Consider the following 23885-nt stretch of genomic DNA (forward strand, 5'->3'; position numbering starts at 1 on the left):
CAACTCCTAACCATATGCCAATCTACCACAAACTTGGAAAAATCCCCCCCAAACGGCATACCCAATTCCGCAAAGCCGACGGGGGCTTGTACTACGAACAACTTTTTGGCACCATTGGCTTTGACGGAATGTCCTCGCTGCTGTACCAGGTGCACCGGCCAACGATGGTGAAGGAAATTTTTTCCGAAACCGACATTTCGCCTAAAATCGCCGTAGCAAAAAGTATGCAGGCCCGGCTGCTGAAGGGATTTGAAATAGATCCTCAGGACGACTTTTTGCAAAGCCGAACGCCGCTACTGGTCAACAGCGACATCCACATTGGCCTGGCCGCACCCAAACAATCCTTGCGAAGCTATTTTTACAAAAATGCCGACGCTGATGAGCTGCTGTTCATCCATCGGGGCAAAGGTACCCTGCGCACTCAATTGGGCAATATCCCCTTTGAATACGGCGACTACCTGCTCATTCCCAGGGGGATGATTTACCAGATCGATTTTGATGGGGAGGACAACCGCTTGCTGTACGCCGAGAGTTTTCATCCCATTTATACCCCTAAGCGCTATCGCAACTGGTTTGGGCAATTGCTGGAGCATTCGCCTTTTTGCGAGCGGGATTACAAGCTGCCGCAAGACTTAGAAACCTACGATGAGAAAGGTGACTTTGTCATCAAAATCAAAAAACAAGGGATGTTGTACGAAATGCTCTACCCTACCCATCCTTTCGATGTGGTAGGTTGGGATGGCTACAATTTCCCTTATGGCTTTTCCATCCATAACTTTGAACCCATTACCGGGCGGGTGCATCAGCCACCACCAGTGCATCAAACTTTTGAGACCAAGGCCTTCGTAGTCTGCTCGTTTTGCCCCCGTTTGTACGATTACCACCCCCAAAGCATCCCAGCCCCTTACAATCACTCCAACATTGACAGCGACGAAATGCTGTACTATGTAGATGGCGATTTTATGAGTCGGAACAACATCGAACAAGGGCACATCACCCTTCACCCCGCCGGGATTCCGCACGGGCCTGCTCCAGGTGCCTATGAACGCAGCATCGGCCAAACCAAAACCGAAGAACTGGCCGTGATGATCGATACTTTCCGCCCGCTTTCCATTACCGAAGCTGCGCTAAAAATCGATGATGGAAAATATTACAAAAGTTGGTTGGAGTAAATCGCAAATGAGATGTCCGTAATGAAAACATACGCTTTTGCTTTTGGCATTTTTTCCAAAGGACGACAAAAAAAACGCCTGGCTGCTCGCTTCAAGGACCAGGTGGTAGACTTATATGCTTTGGCTGAGGCCGGTTACTTCGGTGATTTGGGGATCAAAAAATCGATTTTCCGTCAAGATTTTTTGAATGACTTTATTGGCCTGGGCAAAGCTAAAACCAATGCAGTTAGAGCCAGATTGGGGGAATTGTTTGCACAGCCAAATAAGCAGTTGAGCGCTTTTTTGTATCCAGAAAATGAGGTCAAATTACACCTGCCCGTCAAAATTGGTGATTACACCGACTTTTACTCCAGCGAGCAGCATGCTTATAATGTTGGGGTAATGTTTCGTGACCCTGACAAGGCCTTGTTGCCCAATTGGAAACACCTGCCGGTAGCCTACCATGGGCGGGCCAGTTCAATTTTTGTTTCAGGCACCAATTTCCACCGGCCCAAAGGACAAATCAATGCTTCGGATGCAACTTTACCGATTTTCGGGGCCAGCAAAAGGGTAGATATTGAGTTGGAGATGGCTACCATTATTGGCAAAGGTAACCCAATCGGCGAAGCCATAGATGTGAATAAAGCCGAGGAACATGTTTTTGGGTTTGCTCTTTTCAACGACTGGTCGGCCCGCGATATCCAGCGTTGGGAATATGTGCCATTGGGGCCATTTTTAGGCAAAAATTTCATGTCTTCCCTGGCTCCCTGGGTAGTTCCCATCGAAGAACTGGAGGCGTTCCGGGTGCCTGCCGAAGTGCAAAATCCAGCCGTTTTACCCTACCTAGAGGAGCAACAGCATAGAAATTTTGATGTACAACTGGAAGTTTACCTCCAACTACCTAAGGGAGAAATAGTAAAAATCTCCAGCTCGAATTTCAAAAACATGTATTGGACCGTAGCCCAACAAATCGCCCACCACACCGTCAATGGTTGTAATTTAAATGTAGGGGATGTCTTGGCTTCTGGTACCATTTCGGGTAAAAATCCAGATAGTTTTGGATCTTTGTTAGAACTGAGCTGGGGAGGTAAAAAACCCCTTCAATTACCCGATGGGACTACTCGTAGTTTTTTGGAAGATGGTGATACCGTCATCATCAAAGGATTCGCAGCGAAAGATGGAATCAGGGTTGATTTTGGTGAAGTTCGTGGGACGGTTTTGCCCGCACGATAAAAAAGACAAACAATGGAACGAAAAACGGCAACACTCATCGGAGCAACTGGATTGATTGGCAGTCAAATTTTACAACAGTTGATCGATGATGCTGATTTTAGGAAGATCAAAGTTTTGGTGCGCCGCCCATTCAAATTTGTTCACCCCAAGATAGAACTCATCCAGCTGGATTTTGGGGATGAAGTGGCCTACCAGGCTGCCATCGCAGGGAGCGACGTGGTATTTTGTTCGGTAGGGACCACCCTCAAACAGGTAAACAGCGACATGGTCGCCTATCGCAAAATTGACTACGACATTCCTGTAAATGCAGCCCGATTTTGCGTGGCTACCGGATGTCCGAAGTTTCTTCTGGTTTCCTCTATTGGTGCCAATAGCCAGAGTTCCAATTTTTACTTAAAGCTTAAGGGTGAAGTGGAAGAGAAAGTTGGCAGCTTGGGAATCCCCTCCGTTGCCGTTTTTCGCCCATCGATGTTGCTGGGAGAAAGAGCAGAATTTCGGCTCGGAGAAAAGGTTGGACAGGCTTTGATGGGTGTTTTGGGTTTTATGATCCCCAAACCCTACAAAGCCATTGATGTAAAAATGGTCGCAAAAGCCATGATTGCGGTGGCAAAAAAAGAAACTCCAGGCCTGGAGTTTTATACTTACGCAGAAATGCTCAGCCTGGCTGTTTAAAAGCGCTTTTTCAACCTTCACTAGCGCTCTTTTTCTAATAAATCTTTTGCTTGTTCAGGCACAGCACTTAAATTTACCCATCAAACATTACCTGCAACATGACTCTGCAAATCCGTACCCTTGAAGAATACCACGCGGCCTACCAACGCGCAGTTGACCATCCTGAAGCATTTTGGGCAGAACAAGCTGAAACCTTTCAGTGGCGCAAATCCTGGGATAAAGTATTGGACTGGAATTTTGAGGACCCCGATGTAAAATGGTTTCTTGGAGGACAGCTCAACATCACTGAAAACTGTTTGGACCGCCATTTGGCCACCCGGGGAGACCAAGTTGCCATCCTCTGGGAAGCCAACGACCCCGAGGCCCCTAATCGCAGTTTCACTTACCGCCAGCTCCATTCCGAGGTTTGTAAGGCCGCAAATGCACTTAAAGCGAATGGCATTCAAAAAGGGGATCGGGTGTGTTTTTACATGCCAATGGTGCCTGAACTGGCCATTGGCATCCTGGCCTGTGCACGAATTGGTGCCATTCACTCGGTGGTATTTGCAGGTTTTTCGGCTCACTCTTTGTCGGATCGCATCAAGGATGCTGAATGTAAAATGGTGATCACCTCGAATTACAACAGCCGTGGAGCCAAACATATTCCAGTCAAAAAAGTGGTTGATGAAGCCATACTCATGGGTTGTAGTTCGGTGGAAACCGTACTGGTGTATCAATGTGTAGAAGATCCTGTGAGCATGCAAGCTGGACGAGACAAGTGGTGGCACGATGAGGTCGACCATCAATCCAGTGACTGTCCCGCTACCGCAATGGACTCCGAAGACATGCTCTTCATCCTGTATACTTCCGGCTCTACGGGCAAACCCAAAGGAGTTGTCCATACCTGTGGCGGTTATATGGTGTACACCGCTTACAGTTTCCGCAATGTATTTCAGATTCAGGATGGTGACATCTATTGGTGTACTGCCGATATTGGCTGGATCACCGGCCACTCTTACATTGTTTATGGGCCGCTATTGAGTGGAGCTACTTCCATCATGTTTGAAGGGGTACCTACTTATCCTGATGCGGGTCGTTTTTGGGAAATCTGCGACAAACACCAGGTTACCCATTTTTATACCGCGCCTACTGCCATTCGGGCCCTACAGGCTCAAGGCGATTCCTGGGTAGAAAAGCACAGTTTGGCTAGCATCAAGGTACTTGGCAGTGTGGGCGAGCCCATCAATGAAGAAGCCTGGCGCTGGTACAATGATAAAATTGGAAAAGGGAAAGCCCCTATCGTGGATACCTGGTGGCAAACCGAAACGGGAGGGATTCTGATTTCCCCCTTGGCGGGCATTACCCCGCTCAAACCCTGTTACGCTACCCTACCCTTGCCAGGGGTTCAACCTTGTTTAACCACTTCCGAAGGAAAAGAAATTGAAGGAAACGATGTGGAAGGTTTGTTGTGTATGAAATTCCCCTGGCCCTCCATTTTGCGGACGACCTATGGGGATCACGAACGTTGCCGCCAAACCTACTTTAGTCCCATAAAAGGTATGTACTTCACTGGTGATGGGGCACGCCGCGACAAGGATGGGTATTACCGCATCATCGGTCGAGTAGACGATGTAATCAATGTATCTGGCCACCGATTGGGAACGGCGGAAGTAGAAAATGCCATCAATCAACACCCAGGAGTGGTCGAATCCGCAGTAGTTGGTTATCCCCACGACATCAAAGGTCAAGGTATTTATGCTTACGTCATTACGACCGACCCGGTCAGCGATGAAGACAAATTCCGCAAAGAGGTATTGGATGTGGTGAGCAAAGAAATTGGTCCCATTGCCAAACCTGATAAAATACAAATCGTGAGTGGTTTGCCCAAAACCCGTTCTGGCAAAATCATGCGCCGGATTTTGCGCAAAGTAGCCGAAGGGGATACTTCAAATCTTGGTGACGTTTCCACGCTCCTCAATCCGGAGGTAGTAGAGGAAATCAAGAGTGGGGCGGCGCAGCTTTAAGCTAGGCTTAGCTGGTACAAGTCTGGAGACTTGTACCAGCACCAGTGCCGACGTGGCACACCTTTAACAGGCTTTTGAATTCCCCTAAAATCCCCATCACCAAAAAAACACTCTTGCCATGACTTACCAGGAATTTCATGCACGCAGTTTAGCTTCACCGGAGCAATTTTGGGGGGATCAAGCCAAATTGATTCACTGGTTCAAATTTCCTGAAAGTATCCTTTCTAAAGATGAGCATAAATTGTACCGTTGGTATCAGGATGGAATGCTCAATACCTCTTATCTCGCCCTGGACCACCATGTAGCCTCAGGCCGGGGCGATCAGGCTGCTCTGATCTACGACTCTCCGGTTACCAACAGCAAGAGCGTTTACACCTATTTGGAACTACTGCAAGCGGTTGAACTTTTTGCCGGAGTCCTTAAAGGTCAAAAGGTGCAAAAAGGAGACACGGTAATCATTTATATGCCAATGATTCCCGAAGCGGTCATTGCCATGTTGGCTTGTGCACGCCTGGGAGCCATTCATTCAGTAGTTTTTGGCGGGTTTGCCGCCCACGAGCTGGCGATCCGGATTGAGGATGCAAAACCCAAAGTGCTGCTTACTGCCAGTTGTGGAATTGAATTCACCCGGGTCATAGACTACATGACGATCATCAATGAGGCCCTAGATGAAGCAGTATTTCAACCGTCCAGTGTGATTGTTTATCAACGAGAACAATATCAGGCACCACTCAAAAGTGGTCGGGACTACGATTGGGAAACATTGTTGAAGAGCGCAAAACCTGCAGATTATGTTCCTTTAAATGCAGGCCATCCGCTGTACATCATTTATACCTCTGGCACTACGGGTGCCCCCAAAGGCATCGTACGCGAAAACGGCGGACATGCCGTTGCCATGCAATTCAGCATGAAATACATCTATGGCATTGAACCCGGCGAAGTATTTTGGGCAGCCTCCGATGTAGGCTGGGTAGTGGGGCATTCCTACATCGTTTATGGCCCCTTGATCATGGGAGCTACTACTGTGTTATACGAGGGAAAACCCATCAAAACCCCTGACGCAGGTGCATTTTGGCGCATGATTGAGGAATACCAGGTCAATGTATTTTTCACAGCACCAACTGCCATTCGAGCCATAAAAAAGGAAGATCCCGAAGGCAAATTGAAGCAGGAATATGATACAGCTTCTCTCCGGTACTTGTTTTTGGCTGGCGAACGTTGTGACGTATCCACTTTAGAATGGTCAAAATCCGTATTGAACATTCCGGTTATCGACCACTGGTGGCAAACCGAGTCCGGTTGGCCCATGTTGGCCAATATGGTCAATGTGGAATTGTTGCCCATCAAACCTGGCTCGGCTACCAAACCAGTTCCGGGCTTTGATATCCGGGTAGTCGACAGCGAAGGAGAGAGTATGCCCCCAAACCAGGAAGGAGCAGTAGTGATCAGATTACCTTTGCCTCCGGGGTGTTTGCCCACCTTGTGGAACGACACTGAGCGGTTCATCAAGTCTTATTTGGCGGCATACCCCGGATATTACTTTTCTGGGGATGGAGGCTACACCGACGAAGAGGGCTATATTTTCATCACTGGCCGCATCGACGATGTAATCAATGTAGCGGGCCATCGGCTTTCTACCTCCGAGATGGAGGAAATTGTAGCAGCCCACCCTGCAGTGGCAGAATGTGCCGTAATTGGGGTAAAAGAGGAATTAAAAGGGCAGGTTCCGGTGGGCTTTGTGGTGCTCAAATCCAATGCAAATATCAATGAGGCAGACCTGGAACAAGACCTGGTTGAGATGGTTCGAAATCAAATTGGTCCCATTGCTTGTTTTAAAAAGGTGATGCTGGTACCCCGCCTGCCTAAAACTAGGTCTGGCAAAATTTTGCGTAAAATCATGCGACACATTGCTGATGGTGAAAAATACGCCACGCCCTCTACCATTGAAGATGCCAGCGTACTCAGTGAGCTCACCACAATCATGGTGGACATGAAAGTGCAATAGTAGTGGGGCAAAATGATCACTTATTTTTTTATCGCCCCAAAAAGAAATGTATGAAAGGAAATGTGCCTTCTCAAAAAAAACAGGTCTACCCCATTCAGGAACACTTGCTGGAGTATTTGAACAAATACAATCGTGCGGCTGACCTGCCATTGCAATACGCCGATTTGTTACGCTACAATACTGCGATACCCCTGATTGATCAAGAAGGCAACGACACCCTTTGGGAAACAGTGTATTATCCTGAGTACGATCAAAAGGAAATTTTCCAGGCGCTGAAGTACATCTATTCGCTCCTCAAGGTAGATGGCAACGTGGAATTGTTAGACCACCTGACCATTGCCCGGATCGACTACTGCAATTTTGGCAATTCCAAACCTTTCCGCATCCGCATCATCAACCGCATCAATGACAATTACGATCACTTTTACGTCAAAAAGGCGGATGCTTCAAGGGTGTATGGACTGGAACTGGAAGACATTCTTTCACCCAATACCATGATTTATATCGTGAGTGGCAGCACCCTGATCGAAGAACACATTGCCGGGGTACCGGGGGATGATTTTATGAAACGCCACTTGAATGAATCCGTTTTTAACAAAACCCGGATCGCCAAGGAGTTTGTAAAATTTAACGAACGTTGTTTTGCCCGGCTTTTGGGGGATATGCGTTCATACAACTACGTGGTAGACATCACCCCTGATATCGAAGGCAACCAATACCGCATGCGCGCCATTGATTTTGACCAGCAATCTTATGAGGGGCGTAAAAGTTTTTATCTCCCCCAATATTTCAGGGAAAACAACCCAATTATCTTTTTAGGCATCAACAACATGGCGCCTGAATCTGTTTTACAGTATCAATTGGAAGAACGTAGTTTGATGGCAGTCCGAATGAAAACACAACCCAATCGTACTGCACTTTTTTTCCAAACCATGATGGCCGATGACATCGCTCCTTCTGAAAAAATCCAGCAATTACGGGAAGAACTGATTTATCACCACAAGAATGACATTTTTGACAAGTGTTTTACGATGGGACAAATTGTGGTGAGCAATATCAATTTGTTGACGATGAAATACCATCGGTAGAAAAAAAAAGGCCTCCCCCGAATGCGGAAAGAGGCTATCCCAAAAACCGATTATACGTTACTGTGGTGTTGCAAGTGCTCAGAATCAGACCCCATTAAACCCTCGATGAAATCGTCAAACCCTGGTCAATTCTTTGCGCTGAGGTAAAATTAATCAAAGTTTTTGTTATATAAAAAAAATATTTCTCTTTCGTCTAAAGTTGCACTATGATTTACGGATCGGAGGTTTTACCAAGGTTAACGGCAGTGGAGGAGCAAAGATACGCCCGACACCTGGCTCTACCTGATTTTGATTTGCTTGCCCAGCAAAAACTGAAGGCGGCAAAAGTCCTGGTTGTGGGGGCTGGCGGACTGGGCTCTCCTCTCCTACTCTACCTGGCTGCGGCAGGAGTAGGTAAGATCGGCATTGTGGATTTTGACACCATCGACCTCAGTAATTTACAACGCCAGATCCTTTATACGCCCGAGGATTTGGGTAGATCTAAAGCCCATACTGCAGCACAACGCGTTCAGGCTTTAAACCCACATGTGGAAGTTCAGGTTTACGACAATGCCTTAAATGCTGACAATGCCTTGGAAATCATCGCCGAATATGACCTGGTAGCAGATGGGACCGATAATTTCCCTACCCGTTACCTTGTCAACGACGCTTGTGTACTAACCGGAAAAATCAACGTATACGCCTCCATTTTCAGGTACGAAGGGCAAGTTTCGGTTTTTAATTTCCCCTTCCCCGATGGCAAACGCGGACTCAATTACCGAAATCTTTACCCCGAACCGCCGCCGCCTGGCACGGTACCTTCTTGTGCAGAAGGAGGAGTCCTGGGGGTTCTTCCAGGAATCATTGGAAGCATCCAGGCCAATGAGGTCATCAAAATCATTACAGGTATCGGTGAGCCGTTGGTGGGAAAACTGTTCCTTTTTGATGCAGCCAGTATGAGTACCCGCAGCATCAAATTGATCGCTCAGGAACCTTACCCGGTCACCACCTTACGCGAAACGAGTTATTACTGTACACCATCTCAACTGGAAGTTCCGACCATTGCAATGGAAGAGTTGGAAAATTGGCGTGCTCAGGGACACAGTTTCCAGCTCATCGATGTACGTCAACCGGAAGAATACGCCCGTTATAACCTGGGTGGGGTGCTAATCCCCCTAGGCGAATTGATGGAAAATCTGGACAAAATTGATCGACAACACCCGGTTGTCATCCATTGCCAAAGTGGAGCTCGTAGCAAAGAAGCCATTCTGCTTCTCCAGCGGCAAATGGGTTGGCAACACCTGTACAATTTGATAATGAACTGATGTACATTGAAAAAGCATACAAAGAAATTAACACATCACGATAGTAGCAGATTAGCCTATTAGCACACTATCTTTAGCCCAACAAAACCAACTTATGATCAATATCCTCGACCTTCAATTTCTGGGCGCTTCGGAAGCAATCGCTGTTTTTTTGATTGAAACTGATAGTGGTCCAATTTTGATCGAAACTGGTCCCTATTCCACCTTTCCAGCCTTGGAAGCAGGGTTAGCCCGACATGGCTACACTCCTGCCGACATCAAACACGTTTTTATCACCCATATCCATTTTGACCACGCTGGCGCCGCCTGGGCTTTTGCTCAACATGGCGCAACCATCTACCTGCACCCCTTCGGCGAAAAGCACATGAACAATCCTGAGAAATTGGTCAATTCTGCCCGGCGCATTTATTTGGACCAAATGGATGTGATGTGGGGAGAAATGAAACCAATCCCGCAGGCTCAATTGCGCGTAGTGGCACATGGTGAAACCATCTATTTGGATGGAATAAACCTCAAAGCCTGGCACACCCCAGGGCATGCAGTGCATCACCTGGTTTGGCAAATTGGCGACAAAATTTTCACTGGTGACGTGGCAGGAGTTAAAATTGGAACAGGACTTGTGGTTCCCCCTTGCCCCCCGCCAGACATCAACGTCGAAGATTGGTTGCAGTCCATTCGTTTGTTGTCTAGTTTAAAACCAGCCGAATTGTACCTTACCCATTTTGGATTGGTCAGAGCGGATATCACCAATCATTTGTTGGACCTGGAACGGCATTTATTGGATTGGGCCAATTGGATCAAACCTTATTATGAAGATCAAACCCCGGCGGAAACGATCATTCCCATATTTGAGCAATACGTACAGCAACAATTGGTAGAGGGTGGCGCTACACCGGTTGATTTGGAAAAATATGCCGCCGCCAACCCTGCGCACATGAGTGTGGCGGGTTTGTTGCGGTATTGGGCCAAGAAGACGGAACAGTAAACCCATCAATTCCCCAAAATCAAATCTGCTGCCTTTTCAGCAATCATGATAACCGGGGCGTTGGTATTCCCCGATACAATGGTCGGCATGATCGATGCATCTACTACTCGTAGGCCTTCGATCCCATGCACTCGTAATTCTTCATCCACCACTGCCATCTCGTCGGAGCCCATTTTGCAGGTTCCGACGGGGTGGTAAACCGTTTCTACCCGGCGCCTGATGTGTTCGATGATGGCCTCTTCTGAAGCGCCTTTGGCGGGCGGGGTCACACTTGACTTCGTGACAGAATTTAAAGGAGTTTGGTCCATCAATTCCAAAGCCAATTTTATTCCTTCCACCAATATTTCCAGGTCCTGCTCTTCGTTAAGAAAATTGGGCTGAATCAGTGGTGCCGCATTGGGGTCAGCTGATCGCAAACCCAAATAACCCCGGCTTTTGGGTTTAAGTAAGGTAGGCAGAATGCTGAAACCATCTACCGTTGGTAGGGTTTTCCAATTGTGCAGATCCGTATTGTAATCCGCCTGGATGGGCGCAAAATGCAATTGCAAATCCGGCCGATCATTGTCCTTTAAAACCTTGGTAAATGCAACTGCCTCCAATGGGCCGATGGTCATGGGGCCGGATTTTGAAATGGCGTATTGCAGTAAATACTGCAACTGGCTTAGCGGCTTCAGTGCGTGATTGAGTCCTTTGGTATGCGTAATGGCCGAAGCATTGACAAATAAATGGTCTTGCAGGTTTTGACCTACTCCTGGTAAGGCTTTTTTCAAGTCAATTCCCCATTTTTTGAGTTCCTCTACTGGCCCAATGCCCGAAAGGAGCAATAATTGCGGACTTTGAAAAGCGCCCGCACACAAAATGACTTCCCGGTTTGCTTTGGCAGTTTGAAGGGTTTTCCCAGCTTGTAAAAACTCCACACCTACGGTCCGGTCTTTTTCGATCAGCAAGCGCTGGGTTTGCGCCTGGGTAATCACCTGTAAGTTGGGCCGGGAAAAGGCTGGTTTTAAAAAAGCAGTGGCCGTGCTGTGCCTTTTTTGGTCTTTGATGCTAAATTGAAAATATCCCGCCCCTTCCTGTTCAGCGCCATTTACATCGTGATTTTCCGGTATTCCTAAGGCTTTGCAGGAGGCCACAAACGCTTCAGCGGCTGCGGATCGGTATTTTTGATTATACGTTATATTGAGCAAACCACCCTGGCCATGGTATTTTGGATCCAATTCCGCCAACTGCTCATTGTGCTCAGAGCGTTTAAAATAGGGTAAAACCTGATCAAAACCCCAGGATAGGTTGCCCAATTTGGCCCAATCGTTGTAGTCTTCATGATTGCCCCGAATGTAAGCCATCGCATTGGTCGAGCTACAACCTCCCAGGGTTTTGCCCCTGGGTAAATATACGCGACGGTCGTATAACTGCGCCTGAGGTTCGGTTTCAAAACCCCAGTCCACTTCCGAACGGTGCAGTTTGGCGTAACCCGCCGGGATGTGGATTTCCAGTTTGCGATCCGGTCCACCAGCTTCCAGCAATAGGACCTTATTTTCAGGATTAGCCGACAGGCGGTTGGCCAATACGCAACCCGCCGAGCCTGCTCCAATGATGATGTAGTCGTAAGTCATGCGATCAAGAGTTAAAAGACCAGTTTCAAAACAAGGTTATGCCAAAAGCTCATCCACCAGTTTGCGTACTCCGGTGCTGGCCTTTTCAGCAATTATTTTCACTTCAGGATACAATTGAGTGGCCAAACTAGGTTTGGGATCAACATAATAAATCGGCGCACGACTCGGCGCGTAATCCACCAGACCCGCCGCTGGATACACCTGCATGGAAGTACCAATGATGATCAAATGATCACATTCACCCACCAGCAGAGCACCATCGGTGATTAGAGGTACCATCTCTCCAAACCAGACGATGTGTGGCCGCAGTTGTTTTCCTTTTTCACAAAGGTCACCCAGATTCAGGTCATCCTCCCAATGGTATATCAGGTTCTCATGCACCGAACTACGGACTTTGCGCAATTCCCCATGCAAGTGGATGATGGAGCTACTGCCCGCTCGTTCGTGTAGGTCGTCTACGTTTTGGGTGACAATATGCACTTCGTATTTTTGCTCCAATTCAACCAAAGCTCGATGCGCCGCGTTGGGTTCCACCGTCTTGAGTTGTTGCCGTCTTTGGTTGTAAAAATTAAGCACCAAACCCGGGTTTTTACGCCAACCTTCGATGGAAGCCACTTCCATAATGTCGTGTTGCTCCCAAAGTCCATTGGCGTCACGAAAAGTACTGATGCCGCTTTCGGCACTCATTCCGGCACCAGAGAGGACCACAATTTTTTCTTTTCTCATGGGTATTTAGTAGGATTTTTATTTGAGGGCTTGATAAACAGCCACCCGAAATTTACGGACAAATTCTGAATAATGCGCATAGGGGTGAACGTTGGTAAACACCAACATAATCAGGTTTTCCTTGGGGTCAATGGTGTATTCCGAACAATACATCCCACCCCAGGTTACTGCACCCGGCGTTGCATTGTCTCCATAGTGACTTTGTTCCGAAATCACTTGTAAGCCCAGGCTAAATCCATCATTGCGGTCCCATACTTTTAGGTCGCCAATTTGGTTGCGCAAAAACAGGGATGTAGTATTTCGACTCAACAAACGTTGGCCATTAAAAGTGCCCTGGTTGAGTACAAATTGGCACAAACGGCCGTAATTTTCAATGGTACTCACCAAACCTGCGCCGCCTGAAAAATAGGTTTTGGCTCCCTCAATGGCAAAATTGCGATAGGTTCGATTTTCATTTAGGCTTAAAGTACCTCCAGCGCTTCCTTTTGAATACAGTTCCACCAGCCGCCCTGCTTTTTCAGTTGGCAGGTAAAAATAGGTATCGTTCATCCCCAATGGTTTGAAGATTCTTTCCTGAAAAAAGACATCCAACGGTTTTTTGGAAACAATTTCTATCACTCTACCTAAAATATCCGTATTCAGCCCATAGGTAAATTTTTCACCAGGATCATGTAAAAGTGGTCTGGCAGCCAGTTTTTTAATCCCGTCTTCCAGTCGCTCTGCCTCAGTGGAACAAAAAAAAGGCAGTTTAAATTCCGGAACCTGATCCAGTGGATGCTCATAGGGTATTCCGGCGGTGTGAGTCAACAAATGCCGAAGGGTAATGCGACCTTTTGCCGGGCGGGTTTCGTATTTCCCGGTAGCTGGATCATGTTTGGTCAGCACTACAGGATTAGAAAACTCTGGTAGATACTGGTCTAGCGGGTCATCCAGCGTCAATTTGCCTTCTTCCAATAACATCAAAATCCCAATGGAAGTTACCAATTTACTTTGGGACGCAATGCGAAAAATGTCGTCCTTTTTTAGCGCTGTTTTTTGTTCCAAGTTGGAGTAACCATATGCTTTATGATGGATTATTTTTCCATTATGCGCCACAAAAGTCACTGCATTGGGGGCTTTGCCCTCCCGAACGAAGCCATTTAATAAGTCATCTATTCTTTGTAAGCGAGCCGTGTTGAATCCTGCTTCTTCCGCAGTTTTGGCAGGTAAAAATGCATTGGCCTGGCCTAGACTAAGGTCAATTAACCAAAAGTAAACAATGCAAAAAGTGATAATCAAACGCATGACAACTATTTTTATGCCAATATAAGGCACTTACCGAAAACATTTTCATCCCTTCCTTCCTTATAGTGGTAAATAGAACGCCCATGAAGACCAATTTAAACCTAGCCCTTTCCCTATCTGGTGGAGCGGCAAGAGGTGCTTATCAAATCGGAGTATGGCAAGCCCTGTACGAAAATGGTTTTCAAAACAACATCAAGGTAGCTACAGGTTCTTCCGTAGGGGCCATCAATGCCGCCCTTATCGCCCAGGGCGATTTACCCAAGGCACTGGACCTTTGGACCAATAGCCAACCGGAAGAAGCTTTTGATCAATTGCGCGAAAAACCAGAAGAAGGATACTTGGGTTTGGTCAAGGATGGGCTGCTCAATCGGGGCATTCGCATCAATGGTTTGAAAAAAATACTCCGCAATGCGCTTAATGAGCAGAACATCCGCAAGTCCAACATTGATTTTGGTTTAGTAGTATACAACCTGACCAAACGGCGAGGAGAATCGTTCTTTCAGGAAGATATCCCAAAAGACCTATTGGTAGAATACATCATAGGTAGCGCCAGTTTCCCTGCTTTTCAATCCCATCAAATTGGGAAAAATAAGTACATCGACGGCGGGCTTTACAAAATTATGCCCGTGGATTTGACCTTTCAAAAACCCAACATTGACCTTTTGATTGGCATCGACGTCGCCGAGGCCTCCAAGTTTTTACCCTTACTGTGGGGAATGAAACGCAAATACGGGGAAAAACTCCTCTATTTGCGTCCATCCCGCCCATTGCCCAATCCAGCCAATTTCTCTGCAAAAGCGAGGGCGGTGCAGCTGGAAATCGGGTACGAGGATGGGTTAAAACTGGTGAAAAAAATCACTTATTAGACTTTGTTTAGTTTTTTGTTCCAAAAATAGTAAAATGGCAAACCTGTGGCAATCAGGCCTATCCCCAATAGCGCTTCGCGTGGTTGGTTGATCAAGGTATTGCCAATTAAAACGACACAAAAAAAGATAAAAACTATAGGAACAACTGGATAACCCCAAACGCGGTAAGGGCGGTGGGCATCCGGCATTTTGCGCCGCAAAACAAATACACCCATTGTCGTGGCTCCATAAAACAGGAAGGACGCAAAAATCAGCATATCCGTCAATTGATCAAAACTTCCGGAAAACACCAGGCCACAAGTCCAGATACACTGATAAACCAAAGCCTTACTTGGCGTTTGATAAGTAGGATGAATTTCGTCCGCACCTTTAAAAAACACCCCCTCTCCAGCCATGGCAAAATAGGTGCGCGCAGCCAACAAAATTGTCGTATGTGTAGAAGCCAAGGTGGTCACTAAAATCAAAATAGAAATAAAGTAACCTCCACCAGCGCCCCAAAAGGATTTTATGGCCTCAACAGCAGCAATACTATTGGTTGATCTTTTGATCTCAATGAGTTGGTCCACGGGTAACAATACCAAATAAGTGATATTGGCCAAAAGGTATACTGTAATTACTGTCATTACACCCCAAAACAGGATAATTGGCAAATTGCGGTTAGGGTTTTGGATTTCACCACCAATGTAACCAATCGTATTCCAACCTTCGTAAGCCCAAAAAGCGGCCAGCATGGCCGTAAACATGGCCGAAACCAAGCTGCCCCAGCCGGGGCTTACGTACCCCGTGGCATTTTGACTCAATCGGCTCCAGTCCGCCTGAGCACTACTCAAACCAAATACAACGATGGTCATGATGCCCAAGAGTACCAATATAATCAACCATTTACTGATTTGCCCCCCCAGCTTCACCCCTCTAATGTTGACAAACGTAAGCAATACAATGACAAGTACAGTAAAGAGTTTAACACTCAAGTTGTCAAATGGATAAATCCAACCTCCTATATTTATACCTGCCCATTGTGGTAATAATTCCGGAATTGGAAATAGTGAATTAAAAGATTGGGTAAATACATAGGCAATCGAAGCAATGGCAGCAGTTTTAATTACAGCAAAATTCGCCCATCCGAATAAAAATGCAAAAAACTTGCCGTATATTGTTCTATAATAGCGGTATTCGCCGCCTGTTCCAGCCAACAAACTTGCTACTTCGGCATTGCTAATCGCTCCAGCCAAGCTGATTAACCCGCCGAGCAACCAACAAATCATAACCAACCAAGGCGATTGAAGTGTTTCAGACATTGGGGCTACTTTTTTGTATACCCCTGAGCCGATCATCGAACTTATGATCAAGGCTATTGCTGTCGGCAAGGTAATGGCAGCGGCCAGTTGTTTGGTGTTGTTGGTGTTTGACATACTCAATCTTGTAATTTTTTTTTGCTAGTTAGTTCCAAAAATACAACCCCATGCCAAAGACACAAGTTTTATTTTTCCCCTAATTCTAAATTTATAAAAATGCTGAAAATTGTGAACCAAACATCAAGAGGATAATCATTCTCTTTACCCTGTGGAACTGTGTAGTTATTGGTTATGCCAATCCTTTTTCGTTCCCGAATGAACCTGTTTTACCCGATTTAATGATCACTGAACCTGCTCACTATGATTTCACGTACGACGACGTTGATTTTATGTTGCAACTAATTGAAAAACACCGCAATCTTAAGCCCTCCAATGCTTTTTTGGACTATGGTGTGATGTTTTTTCCCGAAACCGATCCTGCTAGCAATCAATTGCGTTTAATTGCTAGAGCTTGTATTGTTTTTCCTTATGAAGCGGTGCCACTTAATTTACCTGGGAATTATTTCCCGGGAGTGCTAAGCGGTGAAAGTTTTTTTGATGATGGCTTTTTGAAAACCTTCAAAAAAGACCCTAAACAAGCCAATGGTGCTGCTCAGGCTTATACTTTTGCTGTGCTGTACGAGAATCAGCTCCAAATTTTACTTTCAGGGTCTGGTACTGTGGGCATAAAGGCTTATCAGGCCAAAGTGGATTACGGGGCACCTGTAGCGCCAGCCACTACATCGGTTTTTTACAACCTCAATATTGTAAATGCTGTTCCTGGGGTTAATTTTGGACATGGTGGTATGTTTTTTCTAGCATGGCCTTGTCCGCCAGTTTGGCGTGAATAATCAGGCTATTCATCGAACAAATCCTACCTACGGGCGAAAATCCAGGCATTCCTTCCTGGGTTTTCGCCTTCTTTATTACCTTGCTGATGAATTTACATTTAAGGTAATCTGTGATTAAGACGCCTGTCATTCCTTTCATTTACTGGTTATACTCATTCCTGTTTTTGAGTGTAAGCAGCTCCGTGTTTTCACAAAATGACCTTATATTTAATGAACTTAGCTCCAACAATGGGCTGGAAGACTCCAAAACGGTTTTCGTTTACAAGGATTCCCGAGGCTTTACCTGGATTGGAACCTTAGGTAGCCTTTACCGCTTTGATGGATCAGAAGTATTGGCTTACGGTTCAGCTAAGGGGGTCACTGAGTCTTATTTGCAAAGCTCAATGTTTGAAGACAAGCGGGGCAATTTGTGGTTTTGTACCTTTGATAAACTTTTTTGTTACGAAAGACAGCGAGATACTTGCCTGACCTTTGGGGGATTCAAAGAAAAAAATGGGGTAGAAACCATTGCTGATTATGGCCTAATTCACCTGGATAAACAAGACCAACTATGGGTAACAGCGGGTGGCAATGTTTTCCGATTGAATTTGAGTCAAACTTTAAAGCACAAAAAGCTCTCTTTCAATACAATTGCCACAGGAAACGCTAAAATTGAAGGCAAACGGTTTTATCCACTCCTCAACCAACAAGAAGAATTAACAGGTTTTTTTGAATATTTTCTGATCGGATCTGGAATGAAATTGTGGACCAGGAGTACAACAAATCAGGGATTTACAAGTAAAGCTTTTTTTAGCGCTGATCATACCCAATCACCTCCTTTAAAAATCAAAGAGGTGTTACCTATTTCCGGGCAAAACAATCAATATTTCCTGATTACATCAGAAGGTATTGTAACATTTAGCAGCAGCAAGGAACATTTTTCTACTTTTTTTAAGCCTCCAAGTGACTTACGATTGTTCTTTGCCATTTATGTTCAGCCCAATGTTTTGTTGTGCAGCACCAATGAGGGTCTCCATTATTTAAACATCCAAACCAAACATTGGTCCAAGGCTACGGATTGGTCTGCTAAGCTGAATACAAATGAAATTTCCCGAAAGAACATTAGAGATTTGTATTTAGACCGCGACAATGTTCTTTGGGCCATGGTGTACGATGAAGGTTTGTGCTTTACGAATCCAACCTTATTTAGGGCCAGTTTTACTCCGCTGGATTATAAAGTTGAAAATTGGTTAGAAGTATCAAAAAACGAATGGCTATATGGTACGCCCAATGGCCTTCTTTTGATAAAAAATGGAGAGGAAAAAAAACGCTTTTTGACTGCAAGAATTACGGGTATTCATAAAGATCATAAAAATAACATCTGGGTCATAAGTGATACAGGGCTTTACACTTTTAACGCTCAAAGTCAAACCTTAACTAAAATCCGGGATGATTCTGATTATTTGTTTGGTTTTTATCAAAGTTCAGATGGCACGTATTGGATTGGTACCACTAAAGACACCAAAAAATGGGATCCAATTCAAAACCAAAAAAAAGACATCAATGCCTACACTGCAATGTTGTTAGGTGGCAGGAGTTTTTGGGAAGATCCAATTTACAAACGTTTTTATCTCCAAGAAAATAGCAGTAATCTGCACATCATGCATTACCATGAGGGGAACTGGAAAAAAGATACCGTGTTCTCAATCAAAGGTTTTTTAGCTGGGTATTTGCTGCCTAAAGGGTCCGACAAAGTATGGGTAGGCACTGTTAGCGGTATAAAATTGATTCATCGTACCAAAGCTACAATCGAAGACCTCCCCTTTCCCCCCACCTGGCCAAATACCAATATTACCGGAATGGTCCAAGACCCACAAGGCACCATTTGGGTGAGCACCAATTCCAATATCCTGAGTTTCGATGCCAAAGGCAAACCTTTACGAATGTATGCTGCTCGGGAAGGGTTTATTGCCGGTCCTTTCCAAAATGAAGGTATGCGAGTGCTGGCAGATCAAAGCATTGGCATAATTGGGAAGTACGGGCTCAACCGTTTTGAACCAGCCCGCCTAAATCAAAAACACCCCTTGCCCAAAATACAAATTACCCGTTTATCGATTCAAGGCAACCCTTACCAAAAATTATTTCCTCAAGACACCAGCATTTCAGAAAAAAAGTGGATCCGCTTGAAATACCGGCAAAATTCCATAGCCCTGCGCTTGGTTGGCATAGAAATGGGGCAGCCCAATCAGGTTAAAATCCAGTATTATTTAAAAAATTGGGAAAAATCGAGCGAAGCCAGTATCCGCAATCAATTCGCAGAGGTTCGTTATAGTAAACTTAATCCGGGCACTTATACCTTATTGGCTCGTGCCGCCAATGCGAATGGAGAATGGACTCCATGGACTCCAAAACTGCAAATCGAGGTGGTACCTCCAATTCGAATGCGTTGGTGGTTTAAATTAATCGCTGGATTGGCTGGAGCAATGGTTGTCGCAGCTGGAGTTCAGTTTTATTACCGTGCTAAACTTCTCGATGCGCGCATCCGCAATGAAGAGCAAGAACGAATCCTCCGGGATATTCACGACCTCACGAGCGGAAAAGTGGTATTCTTTCAGGATTTTCAATCTTTTGCAGAACAGGAAATCCCCGGAACTGAGGCAAAAGCTAAAGCCCTCGGCATTGCCGATCAGGCTTTGCAATTGTTCAAACGAATTTCGGCAGCCGTCCGCAATAGCACAGAATCAGATAGCACCCTGCTGGAGTTTTTGCAGCAACTCATCGCCGAAAGCAAAAAGAATGTTGGAAATAACCTCATTTTTTCCACCAAACTCGATTCCAGTATTCCTTATGCCTGGGTAGCCGGCGAATACAAAAAGCACTTGCGCCTCGTGCTACAAGAAGCCATTGGAAATACGCTTAAACATGCAAAGGCCACAAACCTTCTGCTAAGCATTAAAATTGAGGAAGGAATATTAAAAATAGCCTTAAAAGACAATGGTATGGGCATTCTAGAATCTAAGATCGCTCAAATTAAACCCACGGAAAAAATTCAGGATTCAGGAAATGGTTTAGGAAATATGTTGGCAAGGATAAAACAAATCGGAGGGGAAATTAAGTGGAGCAATGATCAAGGTACCGTGGTTTTAATTTCAATTTCTTTGCATAAAATACGTCCAAGGCGGAAAATTTTCTTCAACTTTATGCGGTTTTAATTATTTTAAAACCTGATTTGCGTTTGGGAACTCGGAAAGTTGAACACATGGAAAAAATACACGTAGCCATCGTCGAAGATCTGGATGATTTTCGAGTAAGATATAGTCGTCTGATCAATACTACCCAATCATTCGTTTGTTTACCCGAACATCAATTTTCCAACTGTGAGGATTCTACTTCCACTCTTGTGAACGACCAAAGAATTAAAGTGGTCATTCAGGATATTGGGATGCCCAAAGGACATATCAACGGCATTGCCAGCATGCAACAAATCAAACACAAACGGCCAGAATTGCTTTTTATGATTGCTACCGTTTATGTAGATGACCTTTATTTGTTTGAAGCATTGTGCGCTGGTGCCGATAGTTACCTGCTAAAAACTGACCCCGATGCGGTTTTTATGCAACATTTGCATGATTTAGCACTTGAGAATGGGCGGCCTTTTAGTGGAGCACTGATGCGCCGCATTCTGGATGTTTTCCGGAGCCAAGAGTCCGATTCGGGTAAAGTTAAACTCAGTCCAATCCAATCCAAAATCCTGGAAACCATGTTGGAAGGGGAAGTCAACGACACCCCCTATTCTTATGAAGAGTTGGCGGAAATTACAAGGCGAGATGTAAAAGACATCACTCGTGAAATCAGAACAATTTATAAAACGCTGCATGTCAACAATCGAAAGGAAATGATCAGGAAGTACCAAACCTTGAAAGTTCGTTTTTTTGGATTCAATTAATTGTGGTTGGCAAGGCGCTGAACTGGTTTATTTTGATTAAAAGGATACGAATCAAAATAAGCACTGGTTTCTGGGTTGCACCCCTGGTTGTATTGAGCAATCAAGTTTTGCAGGTCTTCGTTCAATAACTCCAGATCAAGATAATCGGCTTTTTTACTTTTTAATTCTGGGGCGATAAATTCCTTCAAGTACTGATGCCATTTTTGACTAAAACCATTGGTTTTGACCCCTCCTACTGTTGTACGATGGTAAATCAGGTCATTGAGGTTGCGTAAAAAAGAGCTGAATGGGTGGGATGCAAAACTAAAAAATTCAGGGTCATCACTTGTTTCCACCCGCCTGATGCGAATTCCATGCTGCTCATAGAAGGGGAAAATGGTTTTTTTCAAAAACTCTGCGCATAGGTATTTATCCGGGGCATAAGCCACCATTGCCTGTATATAACCGGAATAAGCATCCAGCCCGAAATAAAGGTGTACCTTCCCTAACCAAGGCAATTGGCCTAAAAAATAAGAAAATACAGTAATTAAATCACCAGGCGCGTGGATTTTTCGATCCATCTCTAATAAGACAGGATTGTGTTTGGCCACAAATTCTATTTGCTCAGCATTGAGTACATATTTGTTGGTTTCAAGAACTTTTTTTTCCAAAGCTTTATACCGAGCCTTAGCTGTGCCCAATTTGTGGACATTCAGAATTTTTTGGACACTCACCGAAGATACCCTGATCCCTTCTTCTAGCAGTTTGTACCTGATCCCATGGCATCCAAATGGAGAGAGTAAAGCAAGGTCTAGGATTCGTTCGACTGCTTCTTCGCCCATTTTTAGCGGCTCATACGGTTTGGGGCAGGCTGGTTCAGGGTCTTTGAGCAACTTGTAGTATTGACTCCTACTGATACCCAAAGTCTTACAAGCCTCACTTACATTTTTGCTCGATTGAATGATATCCAGGTAATCCCTTCCTTTTTTGTTTTTTGGCATAACGAATAAATGTCTACAAATTTAATTAACTCTGTTCATACCTTCAATAGGGTCTGAAAAAAAAAAAGCCTCCATATTTGCATCATGGATTCGTGACAGGCATATTTTCCTTCAACTTTCCTACAAACGCCTATTCCCAAAACCAACGCTTATCTACATGAATCACTATCACGAAAAAGCAATTGAACACTGTAGTGCTACTTGCACTCAAATTCGTGAAGTTCCCTCTTTTTTAATTAACTCCTCCTCCCTCATCTTTTAGCACGCTAATTATTAGTTTTGAGGGAGGGGTTTTTTTAACCTTTGTTTATTGCGGGTTAGTATAAAAAGTAGTTTTTTTGTACATATCCATATAATCCCTTGTATTCCAAGTTGTAGAACACTGTACTAATTTTGGCCCTGAGTGAACTATTCTTTTTTCCAGATTAATTTTCTACTAAGCACTTGTCCCTAAACACTCAGGAAATGTTGAAAGTCCCCCTCAAATTGGGTATAATTGGCGTCAGATCCTTATCAAATTGATCTGACGCCTACATGCTCTCGCTTCTGTTCAAATTCCAATCTTTTATTCTCCTTTAAAGTCACTTTTGGCAATGTAAACCAGCAAAAAGCCAATCACTACCATCATTGTGCGTGCAATAAAACCAAAAAAATGCCCTGGAGCATCCAACCAGGTCAAAAAGGAGAAACGTAGGCCAACAAAACTTAGCGCCAGGGCGCCAATGCCTAAAGTTACCAAAATAAAGCCAACCAAGCTGAGCAGTGCGGCGTTCTTTTTCATAGTGCAAAGTATTTTCTTCCGTTATACCACCCTAACACTTCTGTTGGATTGTGGTTGAGCAAAATTAGGAGCTTTGCTGGTATTTCACAGAAATCACTACTTTTACACACCGTCTGTGGTGTATTTCGGACTAACATTGCTACATGAGTCAATCAAACCAGTCGTTGAAAATCATTGAGTGCCCCCGCGATGCGATGCAGGGTTTAAAGGATTTTATTCCAACTGAGCTGAAAGTGAATTACATCAACCTCTTGCTGAAAGCGGGGTTCGACACCCTGGATTTTGGCAGTTTTGTATCGCCTAAGGCCATTCCTCAAATGCGCGACACGGCCGAAGTACTCAGGAAATTGGATTTAAGTGGCAATCCAACCAAATTACTCGCCATTGTCGCCAATAGCCGGGGTGCCGAAGATGCAGCGGCCTTCGAAGAAATAGACTACTTAGGCTACCCATTTTCCATTTCCGAAACATTCCAATTGCGCAACACCAACGCCACCATTCAAGAATCACTGGAGCGGGTAAAACAAATTCAGGAAATTTGTACCAGTACCGGCAAAGAATTGGTGCTCTACATCTCAATGGGCTTTGGCAATCCTTATGGAGATCCCTGGAATGCTGAAATTGTCAAAACCTGGGTAGATCAGCTACAAGCCCTGGACATCCGTATTTTTCAACTTTCAGACACCATAGGTGTGGCTACACCACAAAGTATTCGCTATATTTTTTCAGCCTTGATTGCATCCTACCCAAATCTGGAATTCGGTGCTCACTTTCATACCGTTCCACAGCTTTGGCACGAAAAAATCGAAGCTGCCTACCAGAGTGGTTGTCGCCGCTTTGACGGTGCCATCAAAGGATATGGGGGCTGCCCAATGGCCAAAGACGATTTAACTGGAAACATGCCAACCGAAAACATGATCGCCTATTTTCACGAAGTCAATGAGCCAACCGGTGTCAATTTGGAAATTCTGTTGCGGGCCCTAGCCAAGGCACAGGAAGTTTTTCCAGCGCATTAGTCTTCTTTCATGAACACTTTTTTATACATTTTTTGCGTTATTGCCGCAAATTTTTTGTTCAACCAGTT

Annotated in this window: 19 protein-coding genes; 13 read left to right on the plus strand and 6 right to left on the minus strand. The window is 45.0% G+C overall.

Features of this window, described 5'->3' with window-relative positions; all coding sequences use genetic code 11:
* Positions 1 to 14: 14 nt before the first annotated feature.
* The 8 genes from ACO08K_RS25035 to ACO08K_RS25070 all read left to right on the plus strand — a co-directional run bounded on the left by ACO08K_RS25035 (position 15) and on the right by ACO08K_RS25070 (position 10441).
* On the plus strand, positions 15 to 1172 hold the full coding sequence (locus tag ACO08K_RS25035; protein WP_421799224.1) for a homogentisate 1,2-dioxygenase: 1158 nt from the start codon (positions 15 to 17) through the stop codon (positions 1170 to 1172).
* A 21-nt stretch (positions 1173 to 1193) separates the two neighbouring features.
* The gene (fahA, locus tag ACO08K_RS25040) at positions 1194 to 2384 is read left to right on the plus strand and encodes a fumarylacetoacetase (RefSeq protein WP_421799225.1); all 1191 of its coding nucleotides are present in this window, start codon (positions 1194 to 1196) and stop codon (positions 2382 to 2384) included.
* Between the two features lie 12 nt (positions 2385 to 2396).
* The gene (locus ACO08K_RS25045; RefSeq protein WP_421799226.1) at positions 2397 to 3056 is read left to right on the plus strand and encodes an NAD(P)H-binding protein; all 660 of its coding nucleotides are present in this window, start codon (positions 2397 to 2399) and stop codon (positions 3054 to 3056) included.
* Between the two features lie 98 nt (positions 3057 to 3154).
* A complete protein-coding gene (gene acs / locus ACO08K_RS25050; protein ID WP_421799227.1) occupies positions 3155 to 5059 on the plus strand; it encodes an acetate--CoA ligase in 1905 nt (634 codons plus the stop codon).
* Positions 5060 to 5177: 118 nt separating this feature from the next.
* Complete coding sequence (locus tag ACO08K_RS25055) at positions 5178 to 7064, plus strand: propionyl-CoA synthetase (protein WP_421799228.1); 1887 nt, start codon at positions 5178 to 5180, stop codon at positions 7062 to 7064.
* Positions 7065 to 7114: 50 nt separating this feature from the next.
* Positions 7115 to 8152: a hypothetical protein gene (locus ACO08K_RS25060; RefSeq protein ID WP_421799229.1), complete on the plus strand. Its 1038-nt coding sequence runs from the start codon at positions 7115 to 7117 to the stop codon at positions 8150 to 8152.
* 206 nt (positions 8153 to 8358) lie between these two features.
* Complete coding sequence (gene moeB / locus ACO08K_RS25065) at positions 8359 to 9456, plus strand: molybdopterin-synthase adenylyltransferase MoeB (RefSeq protein ID WP_421799230.1); 1098 nt, start codon at positions 8359 to 8361, stop codon at positions 9454 to 9456.
* 94 nt (positions 9457 to 9550) lie between these two features.
* Positions 9551 to 10441 carry an MBL fold metallo-hydrolase gene (locus ACO08K_RS25070; RefSeq protein ID WP_421799231.1) on the plus strand — a complete coding sequence of 297 codons (891 nt, stop codon included), beginning with the start codon at positions 9551 to 9553 and terminating at the stop codon, positions 10439 to 10441.
* A gap of 5 nt (positions 10442 to 10446) precedes the next feature.
* Here ACO08K_RS25070 and ACO08K_RS25075 read toward each other — a convergent pair whose 3' ends face one another.
* From ACO08K_RS25075 to ACO08K_RS25085, 3 genes are read right to left on the minus strand one after another with little or no spacing between them, the layout of a single operon-like run.
* Entirely contained in the window at positions 10447 to 12054 is a 1608-nt protein-coding gene (locus ACO08K_RS25075; RefSeq protein WP_421799232.1) for a GMC family oxidoreductase, read from the minus strand.
* A 36-nt stretch (positions 12055 to 12090) separates the two neighbouring features.
* Complete coding sequence (locus ACO08K_RS25080) at positions 12091 to 12780, minus strand: SIR2 family NAD-dependent protein deacylase (protein ID WP_421799233.1); 690 nt, start codon at positions 12778 to 12780, stop codon at positions 12091 to 12093.
* Positions 12781 to 12798: 18 nt separating this feature from the next.
* Positions 12799 to 14064: a serine hydrolase domain-containing protein gene (locus tag ACO08K_RS25085; RefSeq protein WP_421799234.1), complete on the minus strand. Its 1266-nt coding sequence runs from the start codon at positions 14062 to 14064 to the stop codon at positions 12799 to 12801.
* An 83-nt stretch (positions 14065 to 14147) separates the two neighbouring features.
* Here ACO08K_RS25085 and ACO08K_RS25090 point away from each other — a divergent pair, with 83 nt between their 5' ends.
* On the plus strand, positions 14148 to 14930 hold the full coding sequence (locus ACO08K_RS25090) for a patatin-like phospholipase family protein (RefSeq protein ID WP_421799235.1): 783 nt from the start codon (positions 14148 to 14150) through the stop codon (positions 14928 to 14930).
* Here the strand turns inward: ACO08K_RS25090 and ACO08K_RS25095 are convergent.
* Complete coding sequence (locus ACO08K_RS25095; protein ID WP_421799236.1) at positions 14927 to 16342, minus strand: APC family permease; 1416 nt, start codon at positions 16340 to 16342, stop codon at positions 14927 to 14929. The two genes, ACO08K_RS25090 and ACO08K_RS25095, sit on opposite strands and share 4 nt — an antisense overlap.
* A 272-nt stretch (positions 16343 to 16614) precedes the next feature.
* Here ACO08K_RS25095 and ACO08K_RS25100 point away from each other — a divergent pair, with 272 nt between their 5' ends.
* The 3 genes from ACO08K_RS25100 to ACO08K_RS25110 all read left to right on the plus strand — a co-directional run bounded on the left by ACO08K_RS25100 (position 16615) and on the right by ACO08K_RS25110 (position 21040).
* Positions 16615 to 17115 carry a hypothetical protein gene (locus ACO08K_RS25100; protein WP_421799237.1) on the plus strand — a complete coding sequence of 167 codons (501 nt, stop codon included), beginning with the start codon at positions 16615 to 16617 and terminating at the stop codon, positions 17113 to 17115.
* A 110-nt stretch (positions 17116 to 17225) separates the two neighbouring features.
* The gene (locus tag ACO08K_RS25105) at positions 17226 to 20306 is read left to right on the plus strand and encodes a ligand-binding sensor domain-containing protein (protein WP_421799238.1); all 3081 of its coding nucleotides are present in this window, start codon (positions 17226 to 17228) and stop codon (positions 20304 to 20306) included.
* A 47-nt stretch (positions 20307 to 20353) separates the two neighbouring features.
* Positions 20354 to 21040, plus strand: coding sequence for a response regulator (locus tag ACO08K_RS25110; protein ID WP_421799239.1), 687 nt, complete (start codon positions 20354 to 20356; stop codon positions 21038 to 21040).
* Here ACO08K_RS25110 and ACO08K_RS25115 read toward each other — a convergent pair.
* Together ACO08K_RS25115 and ACO08K_RS25120 are read right to left on the minus strand one after the other, a co-directional pair.
* Positions 21037 to 22020, minus strand: a complete 984-nt coding sequence (locus ACO08K_RS25115; protein ID WP_421799240.1) for a hypothetical protein — start codon at positions 22018 to 22020, stop codon at positions 21037 to 21039. The two genes, ACO08K_RS25110 and ACO08K_RS25115, sit on opposite strands and share 4 nt — an antisense overlap.
* A 565-nt stretch (positions 22021 to 22585) precedes the next feature.
* Positions 22586 to 22801, minus strand: coding sequence for a hypothetical protein (locus tag ACO08K_RS25120; protein ID WP_421799241.1), 216 nt, complete (start codon positions 22799 to 22801; stop codon positions 22586 to 22588).
* 143 nt (positions 22802 to 22944) lie between these two features.
* Here ACO08K_RS25120 and ACO08K_RS25125 point away from each other — a divergent pair, with 143 nt between their 5' ends.
* Positions 22945 to 23817 (plus strand): hydroxymethylglutaryl-CoA lyase, encoded by an 873-nt coding sequence (locus ACO08K_RS25125; protein WP_421799242.1) that lies wholly within the window; start codon positions 22945 to 22947, stop codon positions 23815 to 23817.
* Positions 23818 to 23885: the final 68 nt, after the last annotated feature.

It is taken from the genome of Haliscomenobacter sp. (assembly GCF_965225875.1).
In the GTDB taxonomy this organism is placed as follows: Bacteria; Bacteroidota; Bacteroidia; order Chitinophagales; family Saprospiraceae; genus Haliscomenobacter.

Excerpts from the sequence above, each read along its gene's own strand:
- ACO08K_RS25035 (WP_421799224.1), top strand. The coding sequence starts at position 15 with ATGCCAATCTACCACAAACTTGGAAAAATCCCCCCCAAACGGCATACC.
- fahA (WP_421799225.1), top strand. The coding sequence starts at position 1,194 with ATGAAAACATACGCTTTTGCTTTTGGCATTTTTTCCAAAGGACGACAA.
- ACO08K_RS25045 (WP_421799226.1), top strand. The coding sequence starts at position 2,397 with ATGGAACGAAAAACGGCAACACTCATCGGAGCAACTGGATTGATTGGC.
- acs (WP_421799227.1), top strand. The coding sequence starts at position 3,155 with ATGACTCTGCAAATCCGTACCCTTGAAGAATACCACGCGGCCTACCAA.
- ACO08K_RS25055 (WP_421799228.1), top strand. The coding sequence starts at position 5,178 with ATGACTTACCAGGAATTTCATGCACGCAGTTTAGCTTCACCGGAGCAA.
- ACO08K_RS25060 (WP_421799229.1), top strand. The coding sequence starts at position 7,115 with ATGAAAGGAAATGTGCCTTCTCAAAAAAAACAGGTCTACCCCATTCAG.
- moeB (WP_421799230.1), top strand. The coding sequence starts at position 8,359 with ATGATTTACGGATCGGAGGTTTTACCAAGGTTAACGGCAGTGGAGGAG.
- ACO08K_RS25070 (WP_421799231.1), top strand. The coding sequence starts at position 9,551 with ATGATCAATATCCTCGACCTTCAATTTCTGGGCGCTTCGGAAGCAATC.
- ACO08K_RS25075 (WP_421799232.1), bottom strand. The coding sequence starts at position 12,054 with ATGACTTACGACTACATCATCATTGGAGCAGGCTCGGCGGGTTGCGTA.
- ACO08K_RS25080 (WP_421799233.1), bottom strand. The coding sequence starts at position 12,780 with ATGAGAAAAGAAAAAATTGTGGTCCTCTCTGGTGCCGGAATGAGTGCC.
- ACO08K_RS25085 (WP_421799234.1), bottom strand. The coding sequence starts at position 14,064 with ATGCGTTTGATTATCACTTTTTGCATTGTTTACTTTTGGTTAATTGAC.
- ACO08K_RS25090 (WP_421799235.1), top strand. The coding sequence starts at position 14,148 with ATGAAGACCAATTTAAACCTAGCCCTTTCCCTATCTGGTGGAGCGGCA.
- ACO08K_RS25095 (WP_421799236.1), bottom strand. The coding sequence starts at position 16,342 with ATGTCAAACACCAACAACACCAAACAACTGGCCGCTGCCATTACCTTG.
- ACO08K_RS25100 (WP_421799237.1), top strand. The coding sequence starts at position 16,615 with ATGTTGCAACTAATTGAAAAACACCGCAATCTTAAGCCCTCCAATGCT.
- ACO08K_RS25110 (WP_421799239.1), top strand. The coding sequence starts at position 20,354 with ATGGAAAAAATACACGTAGCCATCGTCGAAGATCTGGATGATTTTCGA.
- ACO08K_RS25115 (WP_421799240.1), bottom strand. The coding sequence starts at position 22,020 with ATGCCAAAAAACAAAAAAGGAAGGGATTACCTGGATATCATTCAATCG.
- ACO08K_RS25120 (WP_421799241.1), bottom strand. The coding sequence starts at position 22,801 with ATGAAAAAGAACGCCGCACTGCTCAGCTTGGTTGGCTTTATTTTGGTA.
- ACO08K_RS25125 (WP_421799242.1), top strand. The coding sequence starts at position 22,945 with ATGAGTCAATCAAACCAGTCGTTGAAAATCATTGAGTGCCCCCGCGAT.